This window comes from Modestobacter roseus, from assembly GCF_007994135.1.
Lineage (GTDB): Bacteria > Actinomycetota > Actinomycetes > Mycobacteriales > Geodermatophilaceae > Modestobacter > Modestobacter roseus.
Map to the genome: position 1 here is coordinate 3,776,648 of NZ_VLKF01000001.1, position 21,025 is coordinate 3,797,672.

Sequence of the window (21,025 nt, forward strand, 5' to 3'; positions counted from 1 at the left end):
GGGGCCCGCTGTCCGCTCATCGGTGAACTGCCGGGGGAGACGGTGCATCGCGACTGGTCCCGTGGGGCAACGAACGTGCATGGACATCACCGAGATCATCCTCCACCAGCACGACGAGCAGCGGCGCATGTTCGCCTACCTCGACGAGATGCCCCGCGGCGACAACGAGGCGCTCCGCGCCATGTGGGACCGGCTCGCGGCCTTCCTCGAGGTGCACGCCGAGGGCGAGGAGAAGTACTTCTACCCGCAGGTGCTGAAGCTCGGGAAGGGCAACCCCGACGGCGGCGTGCACGACGAGGTCGAGGACGCGGTCTCCGACCACAACGAGATCCGGGACGCCGTCCGGAAGACGCAGGACCACCAGGTGGGCACCGACGAGTGGTGGACGGCGGTGTGGGAGGCGCGCAAGGCCAACGACGACCACATGGCCGAGGAGGAGCGGGAGGACCTGCTGGACTTCCGGCACCACGCCGACCTGCAGACCCGGCACGACATCGCGGTGCAGTTCCTGACCTACGAGGCGCAGCACGCCGCCGGCATCCCGATCCGGGACAAGGACCCGGAGGAGTACATCGATGCCCACAGCTGAGGTGCCCGGCCGGCCGCGGGCGACGCTGACCGCCACCGTGCTCGACACCCCGGATCCGCGCGGGCTGGCCCGGTTCTACGCCGCGCTGCTCGACTGGCCGATCGGCACCGACGACCCGGAGTGGGTCACGCTGGCACCGGGTGGGCCGGGGCTGTCGTTCCAGCTGGAGCCGGACCACGTGCCGCCGGTCTGGCCGGCCGGCAACGGCGACCCGCGGATGCAGGCGCACCTGGACATCGCTGTCGACGACCTGGCGGCCGCGAGCGCCCGTGCGCAGTCGCTCGGCGCGACGGAGGCCGCCTTCCAGCCGCAGGAGCACGTCCGGGTGCACCTCGACCCCGCCGGTCACCCGTTCTGCCTGTACCTGCCGGAGTGAGCGGGTCGGGCCTCGGGAAACGGTCCCGAGGCCCCGACCGCGGCGACTCAGTCGTTGTCGAGGTCCTCGTCCGGGTCGGGGAAGCTGTAGGTCTCGCTCGGCTCGTCGCCCGGGGCCGCCACCATCGCCTCGACGGTGATCTCGCGGGCGTCCTCGAAGACCAGGGTCACCGGGATCGACTGCGACGACCGCAGCGACTCGGTCAGCTCCAGGAGCGTGACCGACGGCGAGCCCTCGGCGCCCACGTACACGTTGGCGTTCGGCGGTACCTCGATGGCCAGCGCGTCCTCACCGGCGGCCTCCCCGCCGGAGCTGACCGCGTCGGCGAAGTCCTCCCCGGTGACGTCGACGAGCGTGACCGGGTCGGTGCCGGTGTTGGTGATCGCGAAGAACAGGCTGGCGTCCTCGCCCACCTCGTACTGGCCGTCCACGGGGAACTCGAGGTGGACGCCGACCACCTCGACGTCGCTGTCCACCTGCTCATTGGGGCCGACGGCCCCGCCCTCCACCGTGGGGACGTCGTCCTGGGTGGGCAGCTCGTCCTCGTTGCCGCACCCGGCCAGGGCGATCGGGACGGCGGCGGCGGCGGCGAACCAGGCTCGGCTGCGGTGGCGGCGGACGGGTGTGCTGGTGGACATGCGCTCTCCTCTGCGGGCATCCCCCGGTCGACCACCTGGAGCGTGGTCCGACCGATGCCCGCCGGCGCGCGGCCGGCGGTGCCAAGGCTCAGGGACCCGGCGATCTGCCGGTTTCCGAGCCCCTACCCGCCGGCCGCGCTCGTCCGACAGATGTCACAAGACTGTGATGTGCCGGTGCCGGTGCCGGTGCCGTGGATCGGGGCCGCCCTTTCCGGAACCGCTTGATCCGGGTGGTCATGTCGCCGGCCGGGGCGACCGATGTCCCGGGCGGCCGCAGACCGCCGCCGGCCGAGGAGCGCCGGCGGGCCACCGATCCCGCCCGTTCCCGGAGGAACCCCGCATGACCACCGACCACGACACCGAAACCGGATCACCCGGTCCCCGCCCCGGGCCCGGGCTGAGGTGGGGGGACCTGAGCGTCCGGATCAAGGTGCTCACGGCGGTGGTGGCCGCGGTGACCGTGGCGGCCCTCGTCGGAGTCATGGGGATCGCGGCCCAGCAGTCGAGCGCGGACCGGACCCAGCGGCTCTACGAGCAGAACCTGGTCGAGGGGGTGACCCTGGCCACCGGCATGCGCGGGATCCTCAAGGACACCCAGATCGCCAACCGCAACGCGATCCTCGAAGCCACGCCGGCGGAGACGACGGAGGAGCTGGAGCGGCTGACCGGGCTGCTGGACTCGTTCGAGACGACGGTGGCGTCCTACACCGAGTCGAACATGACGCCGGAGAAGCAGGCGCTGGCCGACGAGGCGCTGGAGCAGTACCGCGCCTACCAGCAGGGCATCAGCACCCTGCTGGCGCCCCTGGCGCTGGCCGACGACGTCGCGGGCTGGCGCCTCGTCAACGAGACCCAGGTCGGGCAGTTCAGTGACGCGACGCTCGTCAGCCTCAACGCCATCGTGGCGGCCGAGACCGAGGAGGCCCAGGCGGCCGCCGAGGCAGCGGCCGCGGACGCCGCGCAGCAGCGGACGATCTCCCTCGTGCTGTTGGCGCTCGGTGCCGCAGGAGCCCTGGCCCTCGGGCTGGTCGTGGCCAACGGCATCGCACGCGCGGCCTCGCGGGTGCAGGAGGTGGCAGCTGCGCTGGCCGCCGGTGACCTCACCCGGTCCAGCGGCCTCACCACCCGCGACGAGCTCGGCCGGATGGGCGCCTCGCTGGACACGGCCGTGGCCGACCTCCGTGGGCTGATGGCCTCGGTCGTCGCCTCGGCCGACGCCGTGGCGGCCTCGTCGGAGGAGCTGTCGGCGTCCTCGGCGCAGATCTCTGCATCCGCCGAGGAGACGTCGGCGCAGTCCGGTGTCGTGTCCACGGCCGCCGAGGAGGTGTCCCGCAGCGTCGCCACCGTCGCGGCGGGCGCCGAGCAGATGGGCGCCTCCATCCGGGAGATCTCGCAGAACGCCAACGAGGCGGCCCGGGTGGCCTCCGGCGCGGTGTCCGAGGCCGAGTCGACCAACGCGACCATCACCAAGCTCGGGGAGTCGTCGAAGGAGATCGGTGACGTCATCCGGGTGATCACCTCGATCGCGGAGCAGACGAACCTGCTGGCGCTGAACGCGACGATCGAGGCGGCGCGGGCCGGTGAGGCGGGCAAGGGCTTCGCGGTGGTCGCCACCGAGGTCAAGGACCTCGCGCAGGAGACCGCCAAGGCGACCGAGGACATCGCCCGCCGGGTCGAGGCCATCCAGGGCGACACGACAGGAGCCGTGGACGCCATCGGCCGGATCAGCGAGATCATCGGGCGGATCAACGACTTCCAGCTCACCATCGCCAGCGCCGTCGAGGAGCAGACCGCCACCACCCAGGAGATGTCCCGGTCGGTGCAGGAGGCCGCCGCCGGGTCGACGGAGATCGCGGCCAACATCACCGGCGTCTCCACCGCCGCGGAGTCCACCACCCAGGCCCTCGGCCAGACCCGGGTCGCGGTGGAGGAGCTGTCCCGGATGGCCACCGACCTGCGGAGCACGGTCGGCCGGTTCACCTACTGAGGGAGCGGACCCGGCTCGTCGCAACGGACCCCCGGGTCACCGCATGGTGACCCGGGGGTCCGTCGTCCGGCCGGGAAGCCGCCCCGCTCAGCCGATCGCCCGCTCCTGCCCCGGGGGGTCGAGGGGTGCGTTGCGCAGCGCGCCGCCGGTGTGCACCGCTGTGCCGGCACCGGTGAGCCGGTCGCGCAGGAAGGCCACCACCTCGGCCCGCGCGTCGTGGGTCGGGTGGCCGGGGGTGTCGGCGTCGGGGTGGGTGAGCACGCTGTGTGCTCCGGTGCCGATGCCGGCGGGGTTGCCGGCGCGGGAGCTGATCACGATCGGCAGCCACCCGTCGCCGAAGGCGGCCCGCAGCGAACGGAACCGGTCAGGTGGGGACAACCGGTCCTCGCTGAACCGCAGACCCAGCAGGCACAGCCCCTCGCTGCGCACCCGCTCGGCCACCGTGTCGCGCTCCTCGTCGGACATCCCGAGGTCACCGCGTCGTCCGGGGGTGACCCCGAACGGCACCGCCGGCTGGCTGGCCACGGGGGCCAGCACCACCGGCTCGACGGCGGCGGCGAGGGCGAACCCGCCGCTGAAGCACATGCCGATCACCCCGACGCCGGGGCCACCCGTCCGGTCGTGCAGCCGGCGGGCGACCGCACGGACGTAGCCGGCGACCGGCCGGTCGGCGCGGGTGGCCAGGGCACGGAACTCCCGGGTGATGCAGGCCCGCGCCGTCGAGGCCAGTGCGTAGCCGGGGGAGAGCGGGCGGCCGGGGTCGCCGAACAGCGAGATCACGGTGACGGTGAAGCCGGACTCGACCAGGTGGTCGGCCAGCCCCATCACCTCGGGCGTCATGCCCGGGATCTCCGGCAGCAGCACCACCCCCGGGCCGGAGCCGCGCGTGAACAGCTGGTGGGTGATGCCGGCGTCGGTGAAGTCCTCGGACGTCCAGCCTGCCAGGGATGACGACTCTGTCATCGGTCGATCGTGGAGCACGCGGACCCGTTCGGTCGAGCCCGGTCCGCACGAGCCGTCGCATGACGATCCCGAGTCGTTTCCGGTCCGGTTGTGTCCCACCGGCCGCGGCGGGTCAGCCTCGGGGCATGAGTGCATCAGCGGAGCTGGGCGAGCAGCACCCGGCCGGCGGGGTCGGGCATCGGGTGCCGGCGGGGCGGGCGGCGCTGTCCGGCCTGCTGGCCACCGCGCTGGGGATCGGCGTGGTCGAGCTGGCCGCCGGCGCCCTGGGCGCCATGCCGTCCCTGGTCATCTCCGTGGGCGACACCGTCATCGACAGCGTGCCCGGCTGGCTGGAGCGCGCGGCGATCGCCGCACTGGGCACCAACGACAAGCCGGTGCTGCTGGCCTCGATCGCGCTGGTCGCCGCGCTGCTGGGGGTCGGCACCGGCGTGCTGGCGGCGCGGCGGTTCCCGCTGGGCGCCGCGGCGTTCGTGCTGTTCACCGCGGTCGGGGTCGCCGCGGGCCTCGCCGCGCCGGACGCCTCCGCCGTGCTGACCGTGCTGGTCGGGCTGGTGGGCGCCGCCGTGGGGGTGCTGGCCCTGCACCTGCTGCTCCGCACGGCCCGGCAGGAGGTGGCGCGGCGCGAGGCGGTGCCGGACGCGTCCCCGACGGCCGACCGGCGGGGGTTCCTCCTGCTGGCCGGCGCGACCGCCGCGGCCGCCGTCACCACCGGCGTCGGCGGCTGGCTGCTGACCGGACGCGAGCGGCTGACCGCGGTGCGCGCGGCCATCCGGCTGCCGCGGCCGTTCCGGCAGGCCGGCCCGGTCCCGGCGGGCGCCGACCTGGAGATCCCCGGCCTGACCCCGCTGTTCATCCCGAACTCCGAGTTCTACCGGATCGACACCGCCCTCCGGGTGCCGACGATCGACCCGGCCGGATGGCAGCTGGAGGTCCGCGGGATGGTCGACCGGCCCTTCACGCTCACCTACGACGAGCTCATGGAGCTGCCGCAGATCGAGGCCGACGTCACCCTGACCTGCGTCTCCAACGAGGTCGGCGGGGACCTGGTCGGCAACGCGCGCTGGCAGGGGGTGCCGCTGCGGGCGCTGCTCGAGCGCGCCGGGGTGCAGCAGGGCGCCACCCAGCTGCTGGGCCGCTCGGTCGACGGGTTCACCGCGGGCTTCCCCACGATCACCGCGCTCGACCTGGAGGAGGCGATGGTGGCGGTCGGGATGAACGGTGAGCCGCTGCCGGCCGCGCACGGGTTCCCGGCCCGGCTCGTCGTCCCCGGGCTCTACGGCTACGTGTCGGCGACCAAGTGGCTGTCCGCCATCGAGCTCACCGACTGGGACGTCGACGGCTACTGGATCCCGCGCGGCTGGGCCAAGGAGGGGCCGATCAAGACGGCGTCGCGGATCGACGTGCCCCGCCCCGGGAGCGCCGTGGCCGCCGGGCGGCAGGTGATCGCCGGCGTCGCCTGGGCGCCCACCCGGGGGATCGAGGGCGTGGAGGTCCGCGTCGACGACGGCCCGTGGCAGCAGGCCGAACTGGCCGAGCGGCTCGACGTCGACTGCTGGCGGCAGTGGTACCTGCCGTGGGACGCGACCCCGGGCCGGCACGTCATCGCCGCCCGGGCCACCGACGGCGCCGGTGAGGTGCAGACCGACGAGCGCACCCCGGTGGCCCCGGACGGCGCCTCGGGGTACCCGGTCATCGAGGTCGTCGTCGCCGACTGACCCTGCCGCGCCCGGCTCAGCCCTGCGGTCGCTGTACCGGCCGGGCCCCTCAGCTCTCGGCGCCGAAACCTGGACAGGTTTCGGCGCCGAGAGCTGCGAACGGAGGGGTCAGCCGGGGCTGTTGCGCTCCACCCGGTCCAGCAGGTCGCCCAGCGCCGCGTTCACCTCGTCGGCGTGCGTCGTGTTCACCATGTGCCCGGCGCCGTCCACCAGGACCAGCCGGGCCTGCTCACCGATCTGCTCCGCCATCCGCGGCGCGGAGTGGGTGGGGATCGTGCGGTCCTCGCGGCCGGCCAGGACCAGGACCGGCACGGAGCGCAGCACGCCGATCGCGGGCCGCTGGTCGTAGGAAGCCAGGCTGCGCACATAGGCCGACACGACCCCCACCGGGGTCTCCTGCCACATCTCGGACGACGCCCGCACCGCCGACTCGGGCGGGTCGCCGGCGAAGAGCTGCCAGCGGAGGACGCGCTGGCCGAGGCGGGTGCGGACCGGGCGCAGCGAGCCGACCAGCGGAGCCGCGGACCACAGCAGCCAGGCACCCGCGGTGGACAGGCCGGTGCGAGCCCGTGCGGTGACCGGGGTGCTGGCCCGCTCGGCGCCGTCGAGCGGTGCGGCGCGGGTGCTCAGCAGCGCGACGCCGGTGATCCGGGTGCCGAACAGCTCGGGCCGCTCGGCGGCCAGCGCGAGCACGGCCATGCCGCCCATCGAGTGTCCGGCGACCACGACGGGACCGTCGCCGCCCAGCTGGTCGACGAGCTGGCCCAGGTCGTGGCCCAGCTCCGCCACGGTCGCCCCGCGCCCGCCGGCCCAGCCGCTGGAGCCGTGACCTCGCTGGTCGTAGCGGACGACGCGGGCACGGCGGCGCAGCGCGGTCCACTGGGGCTCGTACATCTCCCCCGAGACGCCGATGCCGTGCACGAGCACCACCGTGGGCGCGGCGACGTCGTCGGCGACCTCGACGTGCAGCCGCACCCCGTCGTCGGTCCGGACGGCCGGCGGCGACCCGTTCCGCCGACGGGCCACCCGCCGGGCGTGCGCCCGGCGGGTGGCCAGGCCGACGGCGATCCCGGCGGTGGACAGCGCGATGGCGCCGCTCCGCAGTCGCGGACCGGCGCCATCGAGGTCGAACGAGATCACTCCGCCAGGCTGATCTCGGAGGCCTGGACGTAGTAGTCGCCGGTCTCCAGCTGCTCCGCGGGCTGGTACAGCTGCAGGTCGGCCAGGAACTCCTCGTCGATCTGCTCCAGCGTCCCGCTGAAGCTGACCGTGTCGCCCTCCTGGACCTCGAACGGGGACTCCGAGTCGTCGGAGCCGCCGAACGGCTGCAGCCGGACCATGATCGTCTGGCCGGCCTCCGGGCCGACGAAGAACGCCTCGTCGGCGACGACGGCCTGCACCTGCACGGTGTTCGCCTCGACCGGCTCACCGACGCTCGCGCTCAGGTCGACGTCCGGTGCGAGCGCGTCGAGGTCGCCGATCAGCACGACGCCGAGGCCGATGTCGGTGCCGGACGTGGGGGAGGCCGTCTCGGTCTCCGTGCTGACCTCCGTCTCCGTCGCGACGGTGGTCTCCTCGACCACGCTGCTCGCGCTCGGGTCGACGTCGTCGTCGTCACCGGTGAACTCGGCGATCAGCCACCAGGCGAGCAGGGCGGCGATCAGCGCGGCCAGCAGGATCCAGGGCCAGACCGGCCGCTTCTTCGCCGCGGCGACGGTCGCGCCGGTGTCTCGTCGTGGAGTGGTCATCAGGGGGCTGTCCTCAGGGTCGGTGACGGGTGTGCTCCCCCGACGTGCCCACTGACCCCGCACCCACCCGGTCGTCCGGGCGATGTCACCGGACTGCAACGTCCGATGCGGTCACGGGCCGGTGCCACGGGTACGGCGGTCGGATGACCCAACGACTCCAGTCCCGGGACCCGGTCGAGGTCCAGCAGGCCCCCGGTCGCTTCGGCGTCCGCGCGCTCCTCGGACTGGTCGCGCTGCTGGTCGGCGCCGTCCCCTTCCTGGCGCTGTGGCTGCTGGTGGAGGAGAACTGGTCGCCGCTGGCCGCCCTCGACGGGGACGTCGCCGCCGACCTCAACGACCTGGTCAGCGACTCGCCGCTGGTCGTGAGCGTGCTGCGCGGCGTGACCGACCTCGGCGGCGCCGGCGTCTCGGTGCTGGTGACGACGCTGGCGACGCTCTTCCTGCTGATCCGCCGGCACCGGCGCCTGGCGGCCTTCGTCGCCGTCTCCGGGATCGGCCTGGCCGTGCTCGTGCCGCTGACCAAGTACATCGCCGACCGGGCCCGGCCCGTGGTCGACAACCCGGTGGTCGACACCCCGAGCAACGCCAGCTTCCCCAGCGGGCACGCGATGACGGCCGTGGTGACCTGGGGGGTGTTGCTGCTCGTGCTGCTGCCGCTGGTGCGGCGCGGGCTGCGGCCGTGGCTGATCGCCGGCTTCACGCTGCTCGTCGTCCTGATCGGGTTCACCCGGCTGGCCCTCGGCGTGCACTTCGTCTCCGACGTGCTCGCCGGCTGGGCGCTCGGGGTCGCCTGGCTGGCGGTCACCACCATGGCCTTCCGCGGGTGGCAGCACGACCGCCACCAGCACAGCGACGAGCCGATGGACCCCCTGGACGTCGATCCCGCCGAGGTGCCGAGGCCGGCGCCCACGCACCAGGCGGTGCTGCCCGCGGGGCGGACGACGGTGCTCCGGCTGGCCGGCGTGGCCGTCGCGCTGTTCCTCGCGCTGTCCGGGCTGGGCCTGCTGGTCACCCGGGTGCTCGACGACACCGGGCTGGGCCGGTTCGACCGCAGCGTCGCCGCCTGGTTCGTCGACCAGCGCACCGACACGCTCACCGCGGCGGCGGAGGCGGTCGGCACGCTGTCGGGCACCCGGGCGGTCATCGCGGTGGGCCTGACGCTGGCCGTCCTGTCCCTGGCGGTCCTCGGCAGCTGGCGCCCCGTCGTGTTCGTCCTGGTCACGATCGCCGGGGAGGTGGGGCTCTACTTCGTCATCGGGCTGGTGGTGGGCCGGGTGCGGCCCGACGTCGTCGACCTGACCGAGGGGCTGCCGGCCGGCGCCGCCTGGCCGTCCGGCCACGCCGCGGCGGCCGCCGCGATCTACGGGGCCCTGGCCGCCCTGGTCATCTGCACCGGCACCGGCCGCGGGCGGTGGGCGGTGCTGGCGGTCCCCCTCCTGCTCGCGCCGGCGATCGGCGTCAGCCGGGTCTACGTCGCGGCGCACTACCCGACCGACGTCGTCGCCGGGCTGCTGCTGGGCGGGCTGTGGGTCGTCGCCTGTGCCTGGGCCTTCCGGCTACGGGACCTGCGGGACGTCCCGCGGCCGGCCACCCGGCAGCGACTGGGGAGCCGGGCATGAAGCGCTGGATCGTCCGCGGACTGCTGGGGCTGCTCACGGTGCTCGTGCTGCTCATCGGCTACGGCACCCTGATCGAGCCGCGACTCGTCCTGGACGAGGAGCAGGAGAGCGTCGAGATCCCCGGGCTGGCCGCCGGGGCGCCGCCGATCGAGGTCGCCGTCCTGGCCGACATGCAGATCGGCATGTGGTGGGGCAACCCCGGCATGAGCGCCCGCGCGATCGCGCGGGCGGTGGAGGCCGAGCCCGACGTGGTGCTGCTGGGCGGCGACTTCGTCTACCACGCCGGCCCGGACGTCGAGCCCGAGGTCGAGACGGCGCTGGAGGTGCTGGCACCGCTGCTGGAGTCCGGGATCCCGACCTACGCCGTGCTCGGCAACCACGACTACGCGAGCGGCGCCGCCGAGGAGCTGACCGCCGCCCTGGAGGGCGCCGGCGTCCCGGTCCTGCTCAACGAGTCGGAGCCGGTGCCCGGCACCGGGGACGACCCGCTGCACGTGGTCGGGGTCGGCCCGGTGCGCCCCGGCCTGGTCGACGTCGACCAGGCCCTGGCCGGGCTGCCCGAGGCGGCGCCCCGGGTGGTGCTGATGCACAACCCGGCGTCGTTCCCCGAGATGCCGGCCGGCAGCGCTCCGCTCACCGTGGCCGGGCACACCCACTGCGGGCAGATCGCGCTGCCGGGCCTGCCGAACTGGTCCTACCTCGGGCTCACCGAGGAGGAGGAGATCGTCGTCGACGGCTGGGCGCCGGAGGGCTACGGGGCCGACGGCAACGCGCTGTTCGTCACCTGCGGCATCGGCTTCAGCGTCGTGCCGGTGCGGATCAACGCCCCGCCGCAGGTGGTCTTCTTCGAGCTGACCCCGCCGACGCAGGAGTGATGGCGCGGCGTCAGTCGGTGAGCTGACGGAGGATGCGCTCCAGCGTCGCCCGGTCCTCGTCGGTGAGCCGGGCGAACAGCTCGGTCGAGTCGGCGGCCCGCGCCTGCTCGACCTCCCGGTGCACGGTGCGGCCGGCGTCGGTGGCCACCAGCACCACGGCCCGCCGGTCCCGGGGGTCGGCGGTGCGCTCGACGAGCCCGCGCTCGGCCAGGCCGTCGGCGACCTCCGTCGCCGAACGCGGCGCGATCCGGAGCGCCTCGGCCAGTTCGGAGAGCCGGACGCCGTCCCGCGCGCAGACCACCCGCAGCGCCCGGGCCTGGTGCGGGGAGAGGTCCCAGGGGGCGAGCGTGGCGGTGAACCGGCGACGCAGCGTGCGGGCCACCCGCACGAGCAGGTCGCCCAGGGGCGCCGTCCCGCCTTCCCGCACGCCGTCGCCCATGGCGGGAACACTACCGGGAGAGGTGTGGTTACCACACCGTGAGGTAACCTCAGCAAACCTCGGACAGAGAGGGGTGGTCGCCATCGACGACACCTTCCAGCCCGGCCGCGGTGGCGGGCGATCCGGCGGGCGGCCCGACCCGGCCGACCGCGCCCAGCTCGAGCGCGCGCCGGTGAGCTGGCGCCGGGTGGCCGGGCTCTTCCGCCCCCACCGCACGCAGCTCGCCACCGTCATGGCGCTCATCGTGGCCAGCTCCACCGTCGCCCTGGCCACGCCGTTCCTCGTCCGGCTGGTGATCGACGACGCGATCCCGGCCCAGGACGTCCCGCTGCTGGCCTGGGCCGTGGCCGGCATGGTCGCGGTCACCGCGGTGACCGCCGTCCTCGGGGTGCTGCAGACCTGGCTGTCGACCACCGTCGGCCAGCACGTGATGCACGGCCTGCGGACGTCGGTCTTCACCCACCTGCAGCGCCAGTCGCTCGGCTTCTTCACCCGCACCAAGGGCGGGGAGGTGCAGTCGCGGCTGACCAACGACATCGGCGGCATGCAGTCGGTGGTCACCACCACCGCCACGTCGTTCGCCGCCAACGCCACCACGGTCATCGGCACGGTGATCGCGATGGTCGCGCTGAGCTGGCGCCTCTCGCTGTTGTCGCTGATCGTGCTGCCCCCGGCGATCTGGCTGACCCGCAAGGTCGCCCGGATGCGCCGCACCATCACCGCGCAGCGGCAGCGGCACCTCGCCGACCTGCACTCCCAGGTCGAGGAGGGGCTCAGCGTGAGCGGTGTGCTGCTCGGCAAGACCCTCGGCGCCGGCCCCGCCCAGTCGGCCCGGTTCGCCACCACGTCCGACGACCTGGTCGGGCTGGAGGTCCGCTCGCAGCTGGCCGGCCGCTGGCGGATGGCCACGATGAGCATCGTCTTCGCCGGCATCCCGGCGCTCATCTACCTGGCGGCGGGCCTGCCCGCGACGTCGGGCGGCATGACCATCGGCACGCTGGTCGCCTTCACCACGCTGCAGGGCGCGCTGTTCCGCCCGCTGATGGGCCTGCTGGACATCGGCGTCTCGCTGACCGCCTCGATGGCGCTGTTCAGCCGGGTGTTCGAGTACCTCGACCTGCCGGTCGACATCGACGACCCGGCGTCCCCGGTGCCGCTGGGTGACGGGCGCGGCGGCGGCATCAGGGGTGAGGTGCGGTTCTCCCACGTCGGCTTCCGCTACGCCGACGGGCACCGCGACGCGCTCGCCGACGTCGACCTGGCCGTCCCGGCCGGCGCGACGCTGGCGCTGGTGGGGGAGACCGGCTCGGGGAAGAGCACGCTCGCCTCGCTGGTCGCCCGGCTCAACGACCCGACCACCGGCCGGGTCACCATCGACGGGGTCGACGTCCGGGACGTGGCGCTGGCCGACCTGGCCCGCACCGTCGGCGTCGTGGCCCAGGAGACCTACCTGCTGCACGGCACGATCGCCGAGAACCTGCGGCACGCCAAGCCCGGTGCCACCGACGCCGAGCTGGTCGAGGCCGCCCGCCGGGCGCAGGTGCACGAGGTGATCGCCGCCCTGCCCGACGGCTACGACACCGTGGTCGGCGCGCGCGGGCACCGGTTCTCCGGCGGGGAGAAGCAGCGGCTGGCGATCGCCCGCACGCTGCTGCGCGACCCGCGGGTGCTGGTGCTCGACGAGGCGACCAGCGCGCTGGACAACGGCACCGAGCGGGCCGTGCAGGCGGCGCTGGACGAGGCCAGCCGGGGCCGGACGACGATCACCATCGCGCACCGGCTCTCCACCGTGCGGAACGCCGACCTGATCGCGGTGCTCTCCGGTGGGCGCGTGGTCGAGCAGGGCACGCACGAGGAGCTGCTGGCCCTGGGGGGGCGCTACGCCGCGCTGGCGGGCGCCGCCGAGCGCCAGGCGGTGCTGGCGGTCGCCGCCGCCGAGTGACAGCTCAGCGGGCTCTCCTGCTGGGGTGGGCCCGCTGAGCTGGCACTGGGCGAAGGTCAGCCCCGGGTGCCGCCGTGCGCGGCCTTGGAGACGGCGTCCCACTCCCGCCACTCGGCCAGCCGGGACTCGTAGTCCGCGGTGGCGATGGCCAGCGGGGCCTCGCCGAAGAAGACCCGCAGCGGCGGGTGCTCGGCGTCCACCACCGCCAGGACGGCGGCGCGGGTGGCCACCGGGTCGCCCGGCGTCCCGCCCAGGCGCTGGCGGCGCTGCTCGGCGGCCTTCTCGCGGTACTCGTCGTAGGCCGGGTTCGGGGTGGCGTGCTTGGCCGAGGCGCCGCCCCAGTCGGTGGAGTAGCCGCCCGGCTCGATGAGGGTGACCTTGATGCCGAAGTCGGCGACCTCGGCGGCGAGCGACTGGGTCAGCGCCTCCAGCGCCCACTTCGAGGCGTTGTAGATGCCGATGTTCGGGAACGCCGAGATGCCGCCGATGCTGGACACCTGCAGCACGTGCCCGGAACCCTGCGCGCGCATGAACGGCAGCGCGGCCTGGGTGATCCACAGCGCGCCGAACACGTTGGTCTCGAACTGCGCCCGGGCTTCGGCCTCGGAGATCTCCTCGATCATCCCGAACTGGCCGTAGCCGGCGTTGTTCACCACGACGTCCAGCGAGCCGAAGTGGTCGTGGGCCTGCCGGACGGCGGCCACGGCCGCCTCCCGGTCGTCGACGTCCAGCCTGATCGGCAGGACGGCGTCGCCGAAGCGCTGCACCAGGTCGTCCAGGGTCGAGGTGTCGCGGGCGGTGGCGGCCACCCGGTCACCGCGTTCGAGGGCCGCGATCGACCACTCCTTGCCGAAACCGCGCGATGCGCCGGTGATGAACCAGGTCCTGGCCATGGAGATCTCCTCGCTCGAGCGGACGTCTGGCAGTCGTCAGCACCCCGCGCACCCCAGGTGTTCCGGGCGGCCCCGAGCGCTGGCACTCGCCGTCGTCGGCGGTGTCGTCCTGCTGGTCGGTGCGGGGGCGCAGCTGACGGGAGTGAGCCTCACCGCAGTCGTCCCCACGCCGGAATGGTCGGCCGGGGCAACGACCTTGCTCCCGGCATGGACCTGTTCTCCCCCGTGATGCTGGGCGACCTCGAGCTCGCCAACCGCGTCGTGATGGCCCCGCTCACCCGCATGCGCGCCGGCTCCTCCGGCGTCCCGAACGACCTGCTCGTCGAGCACTACGCCCAGCGGGCCTCGATCGGGCTGATCATCACCGAGGGCACCTACCCGCGGTTCGAGTCGCAGGCGTTCGTCGGCCAGCCCGGCATCGTCACCGACGAGCAGGCCGCCGGCTGGGCCCGGGTCGCCGAGGCGGTCCACGCCCGCGGCGGGCGGATCGTCATGCAGCTGATGCACGGCGGCCGGGTCACCCACGCCGACGTCAACGGCGGCCGCCGGGTCGAGGCGCCCAGCGCCATCGCGATCGAGGGCGCCGGGCACACGGAGCAGGGCAAGCAGGCCTACCCGGTGCCGCACGCGCTCACCGTCGAGGAGGCGGCGCAGGTCCGTGACGACTTCGTCGCCGCGGCCCGGCGGGCCGTCGCGGCCGGCCTGGACGGCGTGGAGGTGCACGGCGCCAACGGCTACCTGCTGCACGAGTTCCTCTCCCCGGCGTCCAACCAGCGCGACGACGTCTACGGCGGCTCGCCGGAGAACCGCGCCCGGTTCGTCGTCGAGGTCGTGACCGCGGTGGCCGAGGCGGTCGGTGCCGGCAAGGTCGGCCTGCGGATCTCGCCCGAGCACAACATCCAGGACGCGCTGGAGACCGACCGGGACGACGTCCGGGCCACCTACGGCAGCCTGCTCGACCAGCTGGCTCCGCTGGGCCTGGCCTACCTGTCGATCCTGCACGCCGAGCCGGCCGGTGACCTGGTGCAGGAGCTGCGGCGGCGGTTCGGCGGGCCGCTGGTCGCCAACAGCGGTTTCGGCACGGTCACCACCCGCGCCGAGGCGGTCGCGCTGATCGAGGCGGCGCACGCCGAGGCCGTGGCGGTCGGCCGGATGGCCATCGCCAACCCCGACCTGGTGGCGCGCTGGCAGGGCGAGCACCCGGAGAACGAGCCGAACCCGCTGACCTTCTACGCGGCCGGCGCGGAGGGCTACACCGACTACCCGACCCTGGTGGCGTCCCCGAGCTGACGTTCCCCACCGCTGTGCACTGGTCGTCGATCCGCGCCACGCGGACCGACGACCAGTGCACAACGGCGTGCGCGCCCGGCAGGGGTCGGCCGGCTGAACCGTGACGGTCAGCCGGCTCGGACCGGACGGGTCGCCGGCGGGACCAGCGCGGTGCCGGCGTCGACCAGGACGTCGGCCGGGCCCGGCCGGCCGAACAACCAGCCCTGCCCGCCGTCGACGCCGAGGTCGGTCAGCACCGCCCGCTCGGCCTCGGTCTCCACGCCCTCGGCGATGACGCACACCCCCGAGCTGTGCGCGAAGGCGACCAGCGACTGGGCGAGCCGGGCCAGCACCGGGTCGGTGTCCAGGCCGCTGACGATGCTGCGGTCCATCTTGATCACGTCCGGGGCGGTGGTGACGATGTGCCGCAGGCTGCTGAACCCGGCGCCGACGTCGTCGATGGCCAGCCGCAGGCCGTCGGCGCGCAGCGGTTCCAGTGCGGTCAGCAGCGCCGGGTAGTCGTGCACCGGCGAGTGCTCGGACAGCTCCAGCACGACCCGGTGCAGCGGCAGGCCGGCCAGCAGCTCCCGGCAGGCCGGCGTCAGGAGCGTCTGCGGGGAGACGTTCATCGACACGTAGCCGCTGACCTGGCCCAGCAGCGCGGCTGCGCCGGCCAGCGCCAGCAGCTCCAGCCGGTCGCCCTCGCCGATGGTGTGCGCCTCGTCGAAGACGACGTCGGGGGTGCGCGCCCACTCGGTGGGGAAGCGGGACAGCGCCTCGGCGCCGGTGCGGGTGCCGCTGGCCAGGTCGACGATCGGCTGCAGGACGACGTCGGGGCCGCCGCGGTCCATCAGCGGGCCGAGCCGCCCGGCGATCTCGGCGTGCAGCTGCTCGCGTCGGACCTGCGGCTCGATCACCAGCGCGGCGGCCTCGGCGAGCACCTCCATCAACGCCAGGTCCCGGGGCGAGACCTCCGGGTCGCCCGCCAGCCCGAACGCGCAGAAGGTGCCGTAGACCGTGCCGTCGCTGAGCACGACCGGCACGCTCACGTGCCCGCGGATCGGCGGCAGGCCGGCGGGCATGCGCCGCACCGCGTCGGGGACGTCGCGCACGTCGGGCATCACGCGGGGGAGGAGCCCGTCGAGGACGGCCAGGCAGAAGCCGTCCTCGCGCGGGCCGGCGTAGCCGTCGACCAGTCCGGGGACGTCGGCCGAGACGACCTGCAGAGTGCGGGTGCCCTCGTCGATCCGGCTGAGGAACGCCGCGCTGAGATCGAGCTTCCGGCGCGCCGTGTCGAGCAGCCCGGCGATCTGCCGCTCCGCTTCCGTGCGTTCGCGTGCCACCCGCACTCCCCTCTGGACTGTGGTCTCCCTCTCACGCAAGGTAGGGGACGGACGCCGCTGACGGACCATCCAGTTCCGGTGATCACCCACAGGGGTGGCGGCGCGTCAGTCCTCCAGCAGGCCGGCCTCGTGGGCGAGGATCGCGGCCTGGGTGCGGTTGGCCAGGTCCAGCTTGGTGAGCAGCCGGGACACGTAGGTCTTCACCGTCGCCTCGCTGACGAACAACCGCCCGGCCACCTCGGCGTTGGAGTCGCCGCTGCCCAGCAGCGCCAGCACCTCCCTCTCCCGGTCGGTGAGCGTGCCGACCCGGCGCAGCGCCTCGGCCCGCCGGGGCGCGGTCCGGCGGTGCACGTAGGAGTCGATCAGCGTCGTGGTGACCGCCGGGGAGAGCGTCGCCGTCCCGTCGGCGACCGCGCGCACCGCGGCGGCGATCTCCCGGGGCGGGGTGTCCTTGAGCAGGAAGCCCGCCGCGCCGGCGGCGAGCGCGGCGTAGACGTACTCGTCCTGGTGGAACGTGGTGAGGACGGCGACCTGCGGTGGCTGGGGGAGCGCCAGCAGCTGCTCGGTCGCGGCCAGCCCGTCGAGCACCGGCATCCGGACGTCGATCAGCACGACGTCGGGCCGCAGCTCCTCCGCTGCTCGCACCGCCGCGGCGCCGTCCCCGGCCTCCCCGACCACCTCGAAGCCGCCCGAGGACTCCAGCACCGTGCGCAGCCCGAACCGCACCAGCTCCTCGTCGTCCACGAGGAGCACCCGCACGGCGGTCATGCGGGCAGCTCGGCGTCGATGCAGAAGCCGCCGTCCAGCCGGGGTTCGGCCGTCAGCCGGCCGCCGAGGGTGCGCACCCGCTCACCCAACCCCACCAGGCCGTACCCGTCACCGTCCGCGGGCTGTGGCGGCCGGGTCGGTGCGCCGTTGACCACCCGCAGGCGCAGCCGCGCAGGCCCGCGCTCCACGGCCACCTGCACCCGGGCGCCGGGGGCGTGCTTGCCGGCGTTGGTCAGCGCCTCCTGGGCGATCCGGTAGGCGGCCCGGCCCACGGCGGGGTCGAGGGCCGGGTCGATGGCGACGTCGGCCGGGACGGTGAGCGTCACGTCCATGCCGGCTTCCCGCGCCTGGTCGACCAGCCGAGGCAGGTCCGCCAGCTCCGGCTGCGGGCCGAGCGGCGCGTCGTCGTCGACGTCCTCGGCGCGCAGCACGCCGACCATCTGCCGCAGCTCGGCCAGTGCCCGGCGTCCGGCGCCCTGCACCTGCCCGGCCAGCAGCTCGACCCGCTCTGCGTCGTGGGCGGCGAGCTCGATGGCGCCGGCCTGCAGCACCATCAGGCTCACCCGGTGTCCGACGGCGTCGTGCATCTCCCGGGCGATCCGGGTGCGCTCGGAGACCACGGCCTCGCGGGCGAGCAGTTCCCGCTCCGCCTCGGCCCGCTCGGCGCGCTCGCGCAGCACCCCGAGCAGCTGCTCGCGGGTGCGTTGCCAGATGCCGAGGGCGGCGGGGAGGGCGACGATCGCCCCGGTGGCCGCGGCGACGATCGTCCAGCCGCCGACGGTGATCGGGTCCGCGACGACGGCGATCGCCACGGCGCCGCCGAGCCCGGCGGCGCCCCGGACCCACCAGGAGCCGCTGTAGCGGCCGACGGCGTAGCTGGCCAGCAGCCACGGCGCGGTGGGGGAGAAGCCGAGCGCGGCCGACGCGGCGCACACCGCGAAGGGGATCGCGGGTTGCGTCCGGCGGACGAGCAGCAGGGCGAGCGCCATCAGCGCGGTGATGGCAGCGACGGCGGCCAGGTCCAGCGTCGTCGGGTCCAGGGTGCCGAAGCCGCTCCCGGTCAGTGCCACGCCCAACCCGGCGAGCAGCACCTCCAGCGCGACGCCACGCGCGGTGAGCCCCGGCCAGATGCGCTCGCGGACCCCCATGCCCCGGAGCGTAGGGGCCGGTGGACGCGAAGGGATCGCTCGCGCGTCGAGGCCCGGCGTCCTCTTTCGGATGACCCGGTCGCGCCGACCGGCGCGCCAGGTCGCGGCCTCCGGCCGACGCGCTGACCAGCGGTCCCCCCGCAGATTGGGGTCCCACACCGATCCCTGGAGGCACTCATGATCTCGGTCAGCGGACTGACCAAGCGCTACGGCGGGCGCACCGTCGTCGACGACGTCACCTTCACCCTGGAGCCCGGCACGGTGACCGGCTTCCTCGGCCCGAACGGCGCCGGCAAGACGACCACCATGCGGATGATGACCGGGCTGATCCCGGTGACCGCGGGCTCCGCGACGATCGACGGCCGGCCCTACGCCGAGCTGCCCAACCCGGGCGCCGTCGTCGGCACCCTGCTCGACGCCTCCGCGGTGCACCCGGGCCGCACCGGCCGGGCGCACCTCGGGCTGCACGCCACCGCCGTCGGGGTCGACTCCCGGCGGGTCGACGAGGTGCTGGAGCTGGTCGGGCTCGCCGACGCGGCCCGACGCCGGGTGGGCGGCTACTCGCTGGGGATGCGGCAGCGGCTGGGCATCGCGGCGGCGCTGCTCACCGCCCCGCCGGTGCTGGTCTTCGACGAGCCGGCGAACGGGCTGGACCCTGACGGCATCCGGTGGTTGCGAGGTCTGCTGCGCGGTCACGCCGCGCGCGGCGGCACGGTGCTGCTCTCCTCCCACCTGCTCGGCGAGGTCGAGCACGCCGTCGACCGGCTGCTGGTGATCGGCGGCGGGCGGATCGTCGCCGACGGCCCGGTCGGCTCGCTGCTCGGCGACAGCGGCACCGCGGTGCGGTCGGTCGACCCCCGAGGTCTGGCTGTCGCGCTGCGGGCCCGGGAGTTCCACGTGGAACGCCAGGACGACGGCGTGCTGGTCGTGACGGGTGCCGACCCGGCCACCGTCGGCGCCGTCGCCGCCGAGGCCGGCGTTGCGCTGATCGACCTGCACCCGGTGCAGCGCGGCCTCGAGGACCTGTTCTTCCAGCTCACGGACGACGCCGGAGCTGCCCACGCCCCCACCCCCGCCCCCGCCCCCGCCCCCGTCCCCGTCCCCGCTGAGCACTGAGGAGACCTGAGATGACCGCGAGCTCGAACACGATGATCCTGGACGCCGCCACCCCGGTGCGGCCGACCGTCCAGTCCACCCGCGCCTCGCTGCCGACGCTCGTCGGCCTGGAGGTGCGCAAGACGCTGACCACCCGCTCCGGGCGGATGCTCGCCCTCGCCGCCGCGCTGGCCGGGCCGGCCGGCATGGGCCTGCTGGAGGCGACCGGCGACGGGTACCTCGACGTCACCGGCCCGTTCGCCGTGGTGGGCGTCATGACCGGCCTGCTGCTGCTGGCCCTGGGGGTGCTCAGCACCGCCGGCGAATGGACCCACCGGACCGCCCAGACCACCTACCTTCTCGTCCCGCAGCGCGGCCGGGTGCTGGCGGCGAAGACCGCGGCGATGGCGCTGCTGGGCGCGGGCCTCACGGTGGTGTCGGCGGGGCTGTCGTGGCTGGTCCTCGCCGGGCTGGCCGATGCCGCCGTCTCCTGGGACGGCGCCACCCAGGCGGCGCTGACCGCGGTGGGGGCCGGGATGGCGTTCGCACTGGTCGGTGTGGGCGTCGGTGCGGCGACCGCGAACGCGCCGGCGGCGCTGACCGGCCTCTACCTCGCGATCCTCGGCCTGATGCAGATCATCCGCGCCTGGGACCGGCAGATCGCCGACGCCGTCGACCCCGCACAGGCGGTGCTGCGGTTCGGTCGGGGTGACGCCGAGGTGGCCTCGCTGCTGACCATGGGCGGCTGGGTGCTCGCCGCACTCGTCGCTGGCTGGGTGCTCAGCCGGCGGCGTCCGGTGCAGTGATCCCGCAGTGCCCGTCCCGCCGTTGTGCGCTGGACGTCGGTCTCCCGGTGGGAACCCGCGGTCAGCGCACAACGGCGCGTGCGGCTGTCCCGCTGACCTCAGGCGGGGCGCGCGTCGTCGTCGTCCGGTGCCGGGCGGTGCCAGCCCCGCTGGACCGAGGCGCGGGCGCGCTCGGCGTCGTCGCCGGAGGCGGTGAAGAGCGCGCACAGCAGCAGCGGGCCGTGGTCGAGGGTCTCCCGCGGCAGTGGGCCGGTGGCCACGAGCGAGACCAGCCCGTGGCCGATCGCCCAGCTCTGGATCGCCAGGTCCAGCGGGGCGACGTCGGCGCCGAACCGCCCGGCGTCCCGCCCGCGGCGGGCGGCCCGGACCAGCTCCTCCAGGGTCGCGTCGGCGGCCGGCAGGTCCTCCAGGTCGACGCTGGCGTCGAACATCACCCGGTAGAGGTCCGGGTGGGTGAGGGCGTGGTCCAGGTAGGCCGCGCACAGGGCGGTCAGGTCGCGCACCGGGTCGGCCGTCGTGGCGACCGTCGCGAACCGGGCGCCCAGCCGGGTGAAGCCCTCCTGCCGCAGCGCCTGCCACAGGCCGTCCATCCCGTCGAAGTGCGTGTAGACGGCCATGGTCGAGACCCCGGTGCCGGCGACCAGCGAGCGCAGGGTGATCGGCTCGCGGGCCCGCAGCATGGCGGCCGCCCGCTCGATGAGCAGGGTGCGGACCGCCGGGTCCTTCGGGCGCGCCACGGACTGGACGGTACATGCCATAACGCTGCTATGTTGTCGCGCAGCCCGGATCGGCCGGGCCTGTGGAGCGAGGAG

20 protein-coding genes are annotated in these 21,025 nt (G+C 74.6%); 10 read left to right on the forward strand and 10 right to left on the reverse strand.

Translation table 11 applies throughout. The features are described from left to right. Positions 1–79: 79 nt before the first annotated feature. On the forward strand, positions 80–589 hold the full coding sequence (locus JD78_RS18110; protein WP_153361276.1) for a hemerythrin domain-containing protein: 510 nt from the start codon (positions 80–82) through the stop codon (positions 587–589). Next, complete coding sequence (locus JD78_RS18115) at positions 576–965, forward strand: VOC family protein (protein ID WP_153361275.1); 390 nt, start codon at positions 576–578, stop codon at positions 963–965. The genes JD78_RS18110 and JD78_RS18115 overlap by 14 nt, the downstream gene beginning before the upstream one ends. 47 nt (positions 966–1,012) lie before the next feature. On the opposite strand, the gene JD78_RS18120 is transcribed toward JD78_RS18115, so the two are convergent. Next, complete coding sequence (locus tag JD78_RS18120; protein WP_153361274.1) at positions 1,013–1,603, reverse strand: copper chaperone PCu(A)C domain-containing protein; 591 nt, start codon at positions 1,601–1,603, stop codon at positions 1,013–1,015. 340 nt (positions 1,604–1,943) lie between these two features. On the opposite strand from JD78_RS18120, the gene JD78_RS18125 reads away from it, so the two are divergent. Beyond that, positions 1,944–3,590 (forward strand): methyl-accepting chemotaxis protein, encoded by a 1,647-nt coding sequence (locus JD78_RS18125; RefSeq protein WP_153361273.1) that lies wholly within the window; start codon positions 1,944–1,946, stop codon positions 3,588–3,590. Positions 3,591–3,677: 87 nt separating this feature from the next. Here the strand turns inward: JD78_RS18125 and JD78_RS18130 are convergent, their stop codons facing one another. Then, on the reverse strand, positions 3,678–4,553 hold the full coding sequence (locus JD78_RS18130; RefSeq protein ID WP_153361272.1) for a dienelactone hydrolase family protein: 876 nt from the start codon (positions 4,551–4,553) through the stop codon (positions 3,678–3,680). Between the two features lie 125 nt (positions 4,554–4,678). On the opposite strand from JD78_RS18130, the gene JD78_RS18135 reads away from it, so the two are divergent. Continuing rightward, entirely contained in the window at positions 4,679–6,268 is a 1,590-nt protein-coding gene (locus JD78_RS18135) for a sulfite oxidase (protein ID WP_153361271.1), read from the forward strand. A gap of 108 nt (positions 6,269–6,376) precedes the next feature. On the opposite strand, the gene JD78_RS18140 is transcribed toward JD78_RS18135, so the two are convergent. Together JD78_RS18140 and JD78_RS18145 are read right to left on the reverse strand one after the other, a co-directional pair. After that, complete coding sequence (locus JD78_RS18140; RefSeq protein ID WP_279526850.1) at positions 6,377–7,408, reverse strand: alpha/beta fold hydrolase; 1,032 nt, start codon at positions 7,406–7,408, stop codon at positions 6,377–6,379. After that, complete coding sequence (locus tag JD78_RS18145; protein WP_153361269.1) at positions 7,405–8,016, reverse strand: hypothetical protein; 612 nt, start codon at positions 8,014–8,016, stop codon at positions 7,405–7,407. The genes JD78_RS18140 and JD78_RS18145 overlap by 4 nt, the downstream gene beginning before the upstream one ends. Before the next feature lie 143 nt (positions 8,017–8,159). Between JD78_RS18145 and JD78_RS18150 the strand changes: the two genes are divergently transcribed. Beyond that, positions 8,160–9,635: a phosphatase PAP2 family protein gene (locus JD78_RS18150; protein WP_153361268.1), complete on the forward strand. Its 1,476-nt coding sequence runs from the start codon at positions 8,160–8,162 to the stop codon at positions 9,633–9,635. After that, positions 9,632–10,510, forward strand: a complete 879-nt coding sequence (locus JD78_RS18155; protein WP_153361267.1) for a metallophosphoesterase — start codon at positions 9,632–9,634, stop codon at positions 10,508–10,510. Before JD78_RS18150 ends, JD78_RS18155 begins: the two co-directional genes overlap by 4 nt. Positions 10,511–10,520: 10 nt before the next feature. Here the strand turns inward: JD78_RS18155 and JD78_RS18160 are convergent, their stop codons facing one another. After that, the gene (locus JD78_RS18160; RefSeq protein WP_153361266.1) at positions 10,521–10,949 is read right to left on the reverse strand and encodes a MarR family winged helix-turn-helix transcriptional regulator; all 429 of its coding nucleotides are present in this window, start codon (positions 10,947–10,949) and stop codon (positions 10,521–10,523) included. Between the two features lie 73 nt (positions 10,950–11,022). Between JD78_RS18160 and JD78_RS18165 the strand changes: the two genes are divergently transcribed. After that, positions 11,023–12,891, forward strand: coding sequence for an ABC transporter ATP-binding protein (locus JD78_RS18165; RefSeq protein WP_208104149.1), 1,869 nt, complete (start codon positions 11,023–11,025; stop codon positions 12,889–12,891). A 56-nt stretch (positions 12,892–12,947) separates the two neighbouring features. On the opposite strand, the gene JD78_RS18170 is transcribed toward JD78_RS18165, so the two are convergent. Then, positions 12,948–13,784: an SDR family oxidoreductase gene (locus JD78_RS18170; protein WP_153361265.1), complete on the reverse strand. Its 837-nt coding sequence runs from the start codon at positions 13,782–13,784 to the stop codon at positions 12,948–12,950. Between the two features lie 207 nt (positions 13,785–13,991). On the opposite strand from JD78_RS18170, the gene JD78_RS18175 reads away from it, so the two are divergent. Continuing rightward, positions 13,992–15,074 carry an alkene reductase gene (locus tag JD78_RS18175; protein ID WP_153361264.1) on the forward strand — a complete coding sequence of 361 codons (1,083 nt, stop codon included), beginning with the start codon at positions 13,992–13,994 and terminating at the stop codon, positions 15,072–15,074. Between the two features lie 107 nt (positions 15,075–15,181). Here JD78_RS18175 and JD78_RS18180 read toward each other — a convergent pair whose 3' ends face one another. From JD78_RS18180 to JD78_RS18190, 3 genes are read right to left on the reverse strand one after another with little or no spacing between them, the layout of a single operon-like run. Continuing rightward, positions 15,182–16,465, reverse strand: a complete 1,284-nt coding sequence (locus tag JD78_RS18180; protein ID WP_153361263.1) for a sensor domain-containing phosphodiesterase — start codon at positions 16,463–16,465, stop codon at positions 15,182–15,184. Positions 16,466–16,501: 36 nt separating this feature from the next. Then, a complete protein-coding gene (locus JD78_RS18185) occupies positions 16,502–17,164 on the reverse strand; it encodes a response regulator transcription factor (protein WP_153361262.1) in 663 nt (220 codons plus the stop codon). Further along, positions 17,161–18,312 (reverse strand): sensor histidine kinase, encoded by a 1,152-nt coding sequence (locus JD78_RS18190; RefSeq protein WP_153361261.1) that lies wholly within the window; start codon positions 18,310–18,312, stop codon positions 17,161–17,163. The genes JD78_RS18185 and JD78_RS18190 overlap by 4 nt, the downstream gene beginning before the upstream one ends. A 177-nt stretch (positions 18,313–18,489) precedes the next feature. Here JD78_RS18190 and JD78_RS18195 point away from each other — a divergent pair, with 177 nt between their 5' ends. Both JD78_RS18195 and JD78_RS18200 read left to right on the forward strand, forming a co-directional pair. Further along, the gene (locus JD78_RS18195; RefSeq protein ID WP_153361260.1) at positions 18,490–19,428 is read left to right on the forward strand and encodes an ABC transporter ATP-binding protein; all 939 of its coding nucleotides are present in this window, start codon (positions 18,490–18,492) and stop codon (positions 19,426–19,428) included. A gap of 11 nt (positions 19,429–19,439) precedes the next feature. Further along, positions 19,440–20,213 (forward strand): hypothetical protein, encoded by a 774-nt coding sequence (locus JD78_RS18200; RefSeq protein WP_153361259.1) that lies wholly within the window; start codon positions 19,440–19,442, stop codon positions 20,211–20,213. A 98-nt stretch (positions 20,214–20,311) separates the two neighbouring features. Here the strand turns inward: JD78_RS18200 and JD78_RS18205 are convergent, their stop codons facing one another. Further along, positions 20,312–20,950, reverse strand: coding sequence for a TetR/AcrR family transcriptional regulator (locus JD78_RS18205; protein ID WP_194290503.1), 639 nt, complete (start codon positions 20,948–20,950; stop codon positions 20,312–20,314). Between the last annotated feature and the right edge of the window lie 75 nt (positions 20,951–21,025).